The sequence below is a fragment of the Bacteroidales bacterium genome (assembly GCA_018334875.1).
GTDB lineage: Bacteria > Bacteroidota > Bacteroidia > Bacteroidales > UBA12077 > JAGXLC01.
In genome coordinates, this window is record JAGXLC010000118.1 from 1 (window position 1) to 11,221 (window position 11,221).

At 42.8% G+C, this 11,221-nt stretch carries 10 protein-coding genes; 8 read left to right on the plus strand and 2 right to left on the minus strand.

What is annotated here, in order from left to right:
- Positions 1–162: 162 nt before the first annotated feature.
- Positions 163–363 (plus strand): hypothetical protein, encoded by a 201-nt coding sequence (locus KGY70_10730; GenBank protein MBS3775655.1) that lies wholly within the window; start codon positions 163–165, stop codon positions 361–363.
- Between the two features lie 364 nt (positions 364–727).
- Here KGY70_10730 and KGY70_10735 read toward each other — a convergent pair whose 3' ends face one another.
- Complete coding sequence (locus KGY70_10735; GenBank protein MBS3775656.1) at positions 728–1,261, minus strand: macro domain-containing protein; 534 nt, start codon at positions 1,259–1,261, stop codon at positions 728–730.
- A 587-nt stretch (positions 1,262–1,848) separates the two neighbouring features.
- Here KGY70_10735 and KGY70_10740 point away from each other — a divergent pair.
- The 4 genes from KGY70_10740 (at position 1,849) to KGY70_10755 (ending at position 8,425) form a co-directional block, all read left to right on the plus strand.
- Positions 1,849–2,130 (plus strand): winged helix-turn-helix transcriptional regulator, encoded by a 282-nt coding sequence (locus KGY70_10740; GenBank protein ID MBS3775657.1) that lies wholly within the window; start codon positions 1,849–1,851, stop codon positions 2,128–2,130.
- 335 nt (positions 2,131–2,465) lie between these two features.
- On the plus strand, positions 2,466–3,584 hold the full coding sequence (locus tag KGY70_10745) for an efflux RND transporter periplasmic adaptor subunit (GenBank protein MBS3775658.1): 1,119 nt from the start codon (positions 2,466–2,468) through the stop codon (positions 3,582–3,584).
- Positions 3,585–3,656: 72 nt separating this feature from the next.
- A complete protein-coding gene (locus KGY70_10750; protein ID MBS3775659.1) occupies positions 3,657–6,869 on the plus strand; it encodes an efflux RND transporter permease subunit in 3,213 nt (1,070 codons plus the stop codon).
- 245 nt (positions 6,870–7,114) lie between these two features.
- On the plus strand, positions 7,115–8,425 hold the full coding sequence (locus KGY70_10755) for a TolC family protein (protein MBS3775660.1): 1,311 nt from the start codon (positions 7,115–7,117) through the stop codon (positions 8,423–8,425).
- 73 nt (positions 8,426–8,498) lie between these two features.
- Here KGY70_10755 and KGY70_10760 read toward each other — a convergent pair whose 3' ends face one another.
- Positions 8,499–9,251, minus strand: a complete 753-nt coding sequence (locus tag KGY70_10760; GenBank protein ID MBS3775661.1) for a hypothetical protein — start codon at positions 9,249–9,251, stop codon at positions 8,499–8,501.
- A gap of 555 nt (positions 9,252–9,806) precedes the next feature.
- Here KGY70_10760 and KGY70_10765 point away from each other — a divergent pair.
- The 3 genes from KGY70_10765 (at position 9,807) to KGY70_10775 (ending at position 10,882) form a co-directional block, all read left to right on the plus strand.
- Complete coding sequence (locus KGY70_10765) at positions 9,807–9,995, plus strand: hypothetical protein (protein ID MBS3775662.1); 189 nt, start codon at positions 9,807–9,809, stop codon at positions 9,993–9,995.
- A 90-nt stretch (positions 9,996–10,085) separates the two neighbouring features.
- Positions 10,086–10,406, plus strand: coding sequence for a hypothetical protein (locus KGY70_10770; protein MBS3775663.1), 321 nt, complete (start codon positions 10,086–10,088; stop codon positions 10,404–10,406).
- On the plus strand, positions 10,403–10,882 hold the full coding sequence (locus KGY70_10775; protein MBS3775664.1) for a permease: 480 nt from the start codon (positions 10,403–10,405) through the stop codon (positions 10,880–10,882). Before KGY70_10770 ends, KGY70_10775 begins: the two co-directional genes overlap by 4 nt.
- Positions 10,883–11,221: the final 339 nt, after the last annotated feature.

An 11,221-nucleotide genomic window follows, 5' to 3' on the forward strand; every position in this document is an offset into this window, starting at 1 on the left:
CGCTTCATTATTTTTCGCAAAAAGCCGGTTTTTCTAATGCGGGGTTACCTGCATCCACCCCGCAATCCATCCCGCATTCATAAACTTTCCCGCTTACCAGCGGGATTCGTTTATGAATAATGCAGGTTAGAAACAAAAAAGATACGATTTCTTAAAGAAGTGTTGCGCATAAAGAATGAACATATTATTGAAAGACTTGAGCAAGTTCTTCATCAGGAAAGAAAAAAATCCTTTGGTGAAGAAGTTAATCCAATGACCATGGAAGAATTCGATTCTTTGATAAATAAAGCCGAGGAAGATTCACAAAAGGAGCGTGTGTATAATGCCGGGGGAATTTTTAAAGATATTGATGAATGGGAATAAAAGTCTTATGGACAGAAACAGCATTAAACAACCTTGAGAATATTTTTGAATATTTGACTACCATAATAACTTCTGCGATTAATGAACTAACAGCAAAAATCACTTATAGTTTTTGAGCTGAATTTTTATCCTTAACTGAGCATCCAGGAGTTTACCAAAAAACAGAGACGAAGTTAATACACCATGACAATATGATTTATTACCATGCGGTTTCCAGCACGAATTATCATACAACATTTATAGGATGTATAAATTGTATTGGTATACGGAACCCTAACCTCTAGTAATGCAAATGATCAGGTTTTGATTGGAACTACAAATCCTGGGCACACGGACCTGAGTAACTTCTACCATGGGCCATTGGTCATTCTTCCATGCCCTTCAATTTATTTTCATAAATCCTGTAATCCCGTCCGCTGAATAACACGAAGCGGATCACCTTTACCTGCTCAAGATCCGGGATCATTCCCCTCACTGTTTCCAGCGCCACGTCGGTAGCTGCATCAAAGGGATAGCCAAAAGCCCCTGTTGAAATGGCCGGAAAGGCTACTGAATCGATCCCTTTTTCTTCGGCAATTTTAAGGGCATTCCGGTAACAGTCGGCCAAAAGCTTGTCTTCGGGCTTATCTGCCCCGTAAACCGGGCCCAGGCAATGGATTACGTAATCATTCGGCAGGTTGTGCCCGCCGGATATTACTGCCTGTCCGGGACTTATCGGGGCCATTGGCCGGCATTCCTCGGCAAGACCGGGACCGGCAGCACGATGTATTGCTCCTGCCACGCCGCCTCCAATTTCCAAACGGGCATTGGCGGCATTTACCACAGCGGTCATGTCGGGTTGATTGGCTATATCGCCCTGAACCGCCTCTAACTGTACATGATCGATCTGTATTTGCATAATAAAAGCTTTTTATTTGAATGCTGACCTAAATGAGTGATCCTCATTCATAATTAACAATATTAAAAAAATTCAGGCAGATGGGCAATAATTCTATACAATTCATTTGTAATCAATCCTTAGTGCCAATAACAGCGGGGAGGTGGAGTACAATTTGTTATTACGGGTTATTATCATCGAAACAAGAATGGTTTGTTAAAATAATATTTCGTAAATTGCGCTACATATTTAACGTTACGTAAAAAGCGAAACTATGGAAAGAAAACCCTCTAACCCTTTTCTTCTAATCGGTTACCATTCGCACCGTTATTTTTGCGACCGTACTGAAGAATTCCGTGAGCTGGAGGAAGCGATAAAAAACTAACGCAATATAACCTTGTTCTCGATTCGCAGGTTGGGAAAGACCTTGATTCCTCTTTAATCGAAGAAATTTTTGACTGGACCAGAATGCAGACCTATTCGTGCAACTGGTCTGCAACAGACATTATGCACTGAAAACGAAAATTACCAGGGATATCCTCAGGGGAACCTTTTTGAATATCATTCAGAAGAACAATTTTCATTATTTTTGCTTGAAAATATATATTATGCAGGATATATCAGAATTGAGCAGTTTCCTTAAATCATTAGCAGATCCCACGCGGCTGAAGATTGTGGAATATCTTGCTCAGGCGGAAAATCCGCGGTGCGTGAACGCCATTGCACAGCATATTGATGTAAGCCAGTCGGCTACTTCGCAGCACCTGAGAATTCTCCGACAGGCTAACCTGGTGAAAAGCGCACGCCGGGGTTATCATATCCACTATGAAATTAACACCGATCAGATGGATGCAGCGCTCCATCAGCTTCGCTCGCTTCTGAAAAAATAAGAGGGTCTTTTTTATTTTGTTAAATATTTTAGCATATTTGCAAATACTAAATTAATAAACTGAACACTGTCCGCCAATAATACAGGAAGGTAACATTAAAATCAGGGCAATTTTTGTATTGCTTTTTGTAATAATTTCAGCTAACGGGTGTCAAAGCATTAACCTAAATCGGCTCGCTTTCGCAAAGCTTCAGGCACCTACGCTAAAGCTTCAGCGACAGCATACGGAGCAAAGGATTTTCCAATCACATTCATTGGTGCGCTTCATTCTACAACTTCTAATGACTTGATTGGTATAAAATTAGGCTATAATTCCACATTAAAAACTATATATTAATGAAAGCAAAAGTACTTTATGGGATCACAGGAATTGTTGTGCTGGCCGGAGCGGTCCTGTTGGCTGCTTATGCCGTAAAAAACAAGCCTGCACCTAAAAAAAGCATGAAGCAAGAGGATGCCCTTTATGTCAAAGCCCAAAAGTTAATGAATGAACCGGTAGTCCCCTCGGTGACACATCAGGGAAGGATTGCTTCCTATGAAACCGTATCCCTGGCTGCAGAGGTGAACGGCCGCATTATGGAAGGCGATGTGGCTTTTAAAGAAGGGGAACATTTCAATAAAGGCGAGTTGCTGATACGTATTTATAGTGAAGACATAAAAGCTGCTCTTACGGCAGGCAAAAGCAATTTCCTTCAAAAGCTGAGCTCAATTTTACCCGATTTGCAAGTGGATTTCCCGGAGGAATACGACAAATGGAAGCAATTTTTTACCTCCATAAAGGTACATGAGCAATTACCCGAACTTCCCGAAATCTGTTCGGAAAAAGAACAGGTATTCCTGGCTTCCTCTGGCATACTTTCGGAGTACTATTCCCTGGAAAAGGAAGAGATCAATTTGAATAAATACAACATATATGCGCCTTTCAACGGTTCTTTTCAGCAAGTCAAACGGCAGGTAGGCGCTGTAGCCGGTATGGGCGCTGATTTGGCCTCCATTGTAAGAACCGACCGGCTTGAAGTGGTGGTTCCGGTGCCCCCGGAAGATGCCAAATGGATTGTACCGGGAAATAAGGTGAGTTTAACCGGTTCGGGGGGCTATCAAACAACCGGTACAGTTACACGAATAGCGGATTTCCTGGATGAAAAGACCCAAACGGTAAAAGTTTATGTAAAATATATACCACGGGGCCAACAGGCTTTCAAAATCGGTGAATTTGTAGAGGCAACTTTTGAAATTCAAAAAGAGGCAGTGGGAATGACCATACCAAGGGAGGCATTGATAGATGGAGAAAAGGTATATGTAGTTCAAAACAGGCAATTACAAATGCAAAAAGTGACCCCGGTAAGAACGTTAAATGATACGGTGGTGATATCCGGGCTGGATGACGGTACGCTGGTGGTTACGGAGTCTTTGGTTGACGTGCAGGAAGGAGATGAGGTCAGGATCAGGGAATAATAAACAGAACACAGATCCGTCATGAGCCGGACACAGTAACACGGATCCGTGTTCTATATAAAACTCAAACAGATGAAAAGAATTCTGAAAATATTCGTTGAATACCCCTTTTACGGAAAAATAGTTGTAGTTATCCTACTGGTATTTGGTACCATATCGTTTATAAACATGCAGAAATCCTCTTTCCCTATGGTTGAAACCAATACATTGAGGATAACCGTGAAGTACCCGGGCGCCACGCCCCAGCAGATGGACGAGGGGGTAACATCTTTGATTGAAAATGCGATCAGGGGTGTTCCGGGAATCAAAGAGTTTACTTCCGAATCCATGGAAAACCTTTCACAAATTATCATCACATCAACTTTCGGTTATGATATTGATGAGTTGCTTATTGATGTCAAAAACCAGGTGGATGGCATATCCAATTTCCCTGAAGAAGCAGAGAAGCCGATCGTCTCCAAGGTACGTTCGCGCGACAGGGCGATGTATTTGGCATTGACATCAGAGAGTGGAGACAAGCTAAAGCTCAATGAGATGGCCAACCGCATTGAAGATGATCTGTTGGGATCAGGGGAAATCTCCCAGGTAGCTTTAGAAGGGCTACCCTCAAACCGGATGGAACTTGCAGTCACCATTGATGAAACCCAGCTTCGCCGTTACAATTTAAGTTTCACCGAGATCCAGCAAGCCATAAAAGCGAACAACCTGGATATACACGGCGGCGCCATTCGCAACCCGCGCGAGAAGATTAACATAGTCAGCCGTCAGCGTTCTGTTTATCCCGATGATATTGAAAAAATCGTGGTGAAAAGCAATGCCGAAGGAAAATTGGTAAGAGTCGGCGATGTGGCCAGTGTTCAAAGGCAATATGAAGAAGACCCCGAAGAGAGCTTTATAGATGGAAACCCCAGTGTTATCATCAACATCACAAAACTTGAGACAGAAGACCTGGAAAAAATTTCAGAATTTGTCAATCAGTATGTCCGGGAATTCAATAAAGAGCAGGAAGATTTCCGGATACGGGTTATGGAAGACTACACAGAAAACATCGATTCCCAGCTTTCGATATTCATAAATAACGGGTTAATGGGAATTGTGCTGGTAATTATTCTGTTAACGCTCCTGCTGAATTTCAGGCTTTCCTTGTGGGTGGCCTGGGGCATTCCTGCATCCTTCCTCGGAATGTTTATTGTAGGCTCACTTTATGGAATTACGATAGACAGAATTTCACTGGTAGGCATGATCCTGATAGTCGGTATTCTGGTAGATGACGGCATTGTGATCGGGGAAAATATCTTCACGCACTTTACCAAAGGCAAATCACCCCGTCTGGCAGCCATTGACGGAACCCAGGAGGTGCTGCCTGCTATTTTTATTTCCATCCTGACCACTATAATTGCTTTTCTTCCTTTGTTTTTTATCGAGGGATTTTTAGAAATGCTATATGCTATGGGCTTTGTAGCCATTGTCTGCCTGATATTTTCCCTTATTGAAGGCATATTTGTCCTGCCTGCCCATGTTGGAAATCCGAAGGTTCTGAAAAAAACCAGCAAGGCAAATAAGATGAGCCGCCTCTCCAACCGGCTGGTTTATTTGTTAAGAGATCAGTTGTACATGCCTGCTTTGAGAGGTATATTGAAAGCCAAAGGGCTTGTTTTAATTGTTGTCACCGGTTTGATGATCATCACCGGTGGACTGATTATCGGCGGGCACATTCCGTTTACTTTCTTCCCGCCAAGGCCGATGGAAATGTTCAATATTGACCTGGCGCTGAAACCCGGTACGAACAAAGAACTCACCAAAGAAAAATTGTTGTGGGTTGAGGAAAAACTCTATGAAGTCAACCGGCAACTGATGGAAAAGCATGAGCGGGAAAAGCCCTTTGTAAAAACCACCCAGATCAATTTGGGCAATGCTTTTAATAACGTAGAAACCGGGACCCATGCAGGTGTCCTGCGGGTTTTCTTAAACTCTACGGAGGGATCAAACGTTACGGATAAATCCATCCAAAACGCGCTGAATAAAAAGATCGGACAAATACCCGAAGCCTACAAGTTTGCAATGGGCACCTCCAGTGGTCGTTCCCAACGCTTTGGGGCTCCCGTATCCATAGGGCTGCTGGGGTATGATCTCAATACACTGGAGAAAGCCAAAAGAGAACTGCGAGAAGGTCTTTCCGGGATGGATGCCCTTTATAATGTAACGGATAACAGTCAGTTGGGAAGCCAGGAGGTCAGGATCGGCTTAAAGCCGAAAGCCCATACCCTGGGTTTGACGCAGGCTTCATTAATGCGCCAGGTCAGAGATGCCTATTACGGGGCTTTGGCGCAACGAATACAGGACGGTAAAGATGAAATTTGGTTTTATGTCAGGTATCCGGAAAAAAACAGGGAAACCATCGGCCAGATGGAAGATATGCTGGTACATACCCCGAAAGGGAACTATCCCCTTTCTACCGTGGCGGATTTGTCCATGGGCAGGTCCCTCAGTAAGATCAACGGATACAACGGAAGGCGGGTAATCCGTGTGGATGCTTACATGAAAGACGAGCGGGCCTCGGTGACACCCATAATCAACGAGGTGGAGAATAACATACTGCCCGGTATTATGGATAAATATCCCGGCATTACCTACACCCACATGGGACAAAAAAAAGATACCCAGGAGCAGATACAAAGTATGGTGAAATATTTTGGGGTGGCCTTGCTCATTATTGCATTGATTGTGATCATCTACTTTAGATCCTTCCGCCAGGGCATGATGATCTTATTGTCCATTCCGCTTGGTGTTCTGGGAGCCATCTGGGGGCATTCCATCCATAATGAACCCCTTTGCATGTTTAGCATATGGGGAATGGTGGCGCTTACCGGGGTTATTATCAACGATTCAGTAATTTTTGTTTCGAGATACAACCAATTATTGGTGCAGGGATACAAGGTATTCGAGTCAGCTATGGAAGCTGCCAGATCAAGATTTCGTCCCATTTTTCTGACGACACTAACCACTACTGCCGGACTGATGCCGCTGATTCTTGAAAGCAGCCCGGAGGCCCGTTTTCTTAGTCCAATGGCTATCTCTGTGGCCTACGGCATCCTGTTTGGCGGCTTTTTCATCCTGCTTACTTTACCGATTCAAATATTGGTTTCGAATCAATTGCTGGTGACAACCAAAAGATTATTCGGAAAAAAGGATATCACGCCGGAGTCTGTGGAAGTCGCTGTGATCAATCATCAAATTGATCAGCAGGTGGAGGAAGATATCAGAAAAGAGGAATCGGGCGAATAAATGGAATCGTTCGACAGGATTTACAAGCTGCTGAATGTATTTTATATCTGCATCTTAACCTGGATTATTCATAAACAAACGAAGTGAAGTTTATGAATGCGGGATGGATTGCGGGAAGGATCCAGGTCACCCCGCATTAGAAAAACCGGGTTTTTGCGAAATTTATTGAAGCAAAAAGCCAGGTTTTTCAATAGCGTCAGAATTATTTGTGAATAATTCGGGTTAAAATATAAAGACTGATAATTATGAGAAAACTTTTTATTGCATTGTTCATTGTTGCTACCACAAATATTGCCGCACAGGATAACGAGGCTTTGTCGCTGGAAGATGCGGTAAACACAGCTCTGGAAAACAATTACGGCATTATCATCTCGAGGAAAACCATCGATATATCCGAAATGAATAATACCTGGGGCAATGCCGGGGCGTTGCCGAATATTCAATTTGTCGGTTCCGGGAATGTCTCTGAGAATTTCAGTGAAGATGGTGGTTATACCAGTCAGCAGTTAAACAGCAGTGTGGAATTAAACTGGACCATTTTCCGTGGGTTTAGTGCACGTATTCGAAAAAACCGGCTGGAAGAAATGGAAAACTTATCGGAGGGAAATTTGGCTGTTGTGGTTGAGAATACGATTTACAGCGTTATATTAAGCTATTACAATATTTTGCTTGCCGACCAGCGGGCGGATATTGCGGGAAGCAACATGGAGCTTTCGCGGGATCGCTACCAACGGGCACAGTATAGCAAAGAGATTGGCGCAACGGTTACCTACGACCTGTTGCAGGCTAAAAATGCCTATTTGCGAGATAGTTCCGATTTTCTCTCAGCCCGTTCCTCTTACCGCAATGCCGTTCGCGAACTCAATTATCATATGGCTGAGCCGTTGGACAGGCAATATAACTATGTTTCTGATTTTTCACCGGATACATCGGATTTTCAGTATTCCAACCTGGTTGACCGGATGCTGGAAAATAACAGTACGCTGGAAAATCAGTATATTAACCTGGAACTGGCCCGGCTGGATGTGCAGTCGGCCAAAAGTTCCTATTATCCTACGCTTTCATTGAAGGGGGCTGGTGGTTATGCGGAATCGGAACAGGATTATGGGTCTGACGCTCTGAACCGCCTCGATCAAAGCCGCTCCGGATTGAATGCGTCGGTGGGAATTTCCCTTTCCTATACGCTTTTCGACGGGAATAACCGGAAAAGGGCATTGGAGGCAGCCAGAATTGAGCGGGAAATTTCTCAGGTTGAGACGGAGGAGATGCAACAAGACTTAAAAAATCAGCTTGCCCAAGAGTATGAATTTTACCAGGTGCGTAAGGAACTTCTTCAGGTGGCTGATGAAAACCTGGAAGCCGCGGAGCTTAACCTGGAACTTTCCCGGGAAAAGTTTGAGAACGGTACCATCAATTCGTTTAACTTCCGCGATGTACAGCAGATCTATCTGGATGCTGCCTATAACTATCAACAGGCAATTTTTAATGTTATACAGAGTTACCATACCCTGTTAAGGCTCACCGGTGGTATGATTGAAGAATATGAGGATCAATAAAGGGAGTGGTGATAAAGAATTAATTGTAAATAATACATCATATTTTGTGGATAAAACGGATTTGATTGTACCTTTAATTTCCTCTTATTTTATTTTTCAGCAAGCGATATGTAACCACCCCAGTTATAATATTGGCTACAAAAGCTGCCCAGAATACCCCCTGCAGATTCCAGTAAACTGAAGCCAGCCAGGCTAAAGGAACATAAAGCCCAAACATACGCAACAGGGTTAACCCCATGGAGGGAATAGGTTTATTAATCCCATTAAACATATTGACACCCACAATTAATATGCCCTGGAAGCCATAACTGAAGGAAACAATATATAAATAATCGGCCGTAATCGAAATAACATTGGGATTGTCACTAAAGACTGAAGCAATAGGCTTACCCCAGAATTGGGCTACAATAAACAGAAGCATACCCCAGCCGAGGGCTAACAAAACCCCTGTTTCAAATCCTTTCAGCAAAGGATTCATGGTTAATTGCCCAACTGTTACGATTATTACAATGATAGACAAACCCAACAACAAAGCTTCCGTAGCATAAAGCCTCAGGATGTTTCGGGGCTGCGACACCACAGAACGGGAAATTAAAGAGCTGGTTCCCATACCTACCCCCAGGGCTAAGCTGCCAACTACCATAACTACAGGAAAAGTAAAACCCATTGCAGCCAGTTCGTCTACACCCACTTTGCCAATAAAATAGGTGTCGGCCAGGTTAAACATCACCATACCCAGCATACCAAAAATCATAGGCCACGTGAGCTTCAATAAAAGTGGCGCAATTGAGCCATGTGTAAGATCCCTTTGTTGTTTAGGCCTCATTTTCTCCTCCTTCATCATCTAAATATTGAACTGAATTTGTAATCATCCGGTTCAAAAGATTAAAAGCTTGCTCTTTTTCCTGTTCGTCAAAACCTCGAATTAAGATATCGGTCCATCCTTTGAATATCCTTTGAAATTCCGGCAGAAGACTTTTCGTTTTCTCTGATGCATGAAGGAAAGAGGATCGCTTGTCCCTGCTGACTTGTGTTCGATATATAAACTTATTTTTTAAATAGGAGACTATATATCGACAGTTCAAAACAGAAAGATTGCTGACGTCAAGTACAATTGGACGAAAAATATAAGTATATTTGCATATACTTAATAAATTTTATAATTTTGCGTTATAATAACATAAACCCAATTAATTCATTAGGAACTTGTAAAAGAAGGGTTCTAATGAATATAATTGGGGAATCCCGATTTAGAAGATCAACTTTTTGGGTGACTGATAAGGAGCACTAAAGGTATTATATTCTTTATCGCAATGCATCAGAAATATTCTAATAAATTGTTTAGTATAAATATTTGTCACATTAAATAAGGAGGTAAATTATGTGTTGTCATTCCAATCATCCCAAACAAGGCGCTCAATGCGGTCATGGTGCTGGCATGCCGGGTCATCATCCTATGTTCTGGAGCAGAAAAAAGCGAAGGGAAATGCTGGAGCATTACCGTAAATGTCTCCAGGAACAACTGGAGGATGTGGAAGAAGCCATCCGTGAGATGGATGAGGAGAAATAAGATTATAAGGCCCCTGAAGTTATATAAGGGGCCTTTTCTTAAGTAAACTACTGGATAAAATGAAAACAATAATTTATAAAACAAAACATTATGAAAACATTCGATTTACGATCCATGTCAGCCTATCCCTATGAGCAAAGGGATAAGAACGTGTTGTACCAGGCAGAGGCGTTTAAAACCAGGATCATAGAACTGAAGGAAGGAGAAAAACTGCCGCCCGATGAGCCTTGTGAGATGGAAACCTATGTCATCTTTTACATCGTTTCGGGGCGGGTCCGTTTAAACATCGATAATGAATACACCGAAGCAGACAAGGACCAGTGCGTCATTTCAGAACCGGCTCTTTATCAGATGGAAGCTTTAGAGCCTACTAAAATACTGGGTGTTCAGATTCAAAAAGCGGACAAATGACCATCCTTTTTGTCATAACAGGTATATTGCTGCTGGTCTCCTTCATAGCCAGCAAAAAGAAAACCCTGGATGGGTTGAAAAAGGGAGCCATGCAATTTCTTAAGCTCCTTCCTACCTTGCTCACTGTCATCATCCTGGTAAGCGTAGCCCTATTTTTCATTCCCGAAAAGGTATTGCTTACCTATTTTGGTGATCAGGCCGGTATGTTGGGATACCTTTCGGCGGCGATCGTTGGCAGTGTGTCCCTGATACCCGGCTTTATCTCCTTTCCGCTTGCCGGAATGCTGCATGAAAGCGGAGTAAGCTACGGTGTGATTGCCCTGTTCATCACTACACTGAAAATGGTGGGCGTGATGACCATCCCCGTGGAGGCCAAATATTTCGGAATGAAAGTCACCCTGATAAGAAACGGGTTAAGCTTTTTGGGAGCCATTGTTATCGGTGTCATCATGGCCATCATTTTTGCTTTAACATAAAAAAAACAGGAGTGAGTCCCATAAAGCCCTTATTTACAAATTGCAGCCAAAATACAAAGAATAGAACACGGATTAAATTGGAACGCGGATCCGTCATGAGCCGGACACAGTGACACGGATTATACGGATAACCGCGGATAAAAAAACTTTAAATTAACAGTAGCACCAATAGGTTAACTATTCTAAAAGATATTCTAATGAAATTCAACAAGTTAGAAATAAAAACACAGCTTCAGAAATACAGGTTCGACCTTCCGGTAATTCTCCTGTTCGGGTTTTTTATCGGCATCTCCTACCTGGTTGATTTTTCCACCGGAGAGCAACTGTTTGAAACCACCT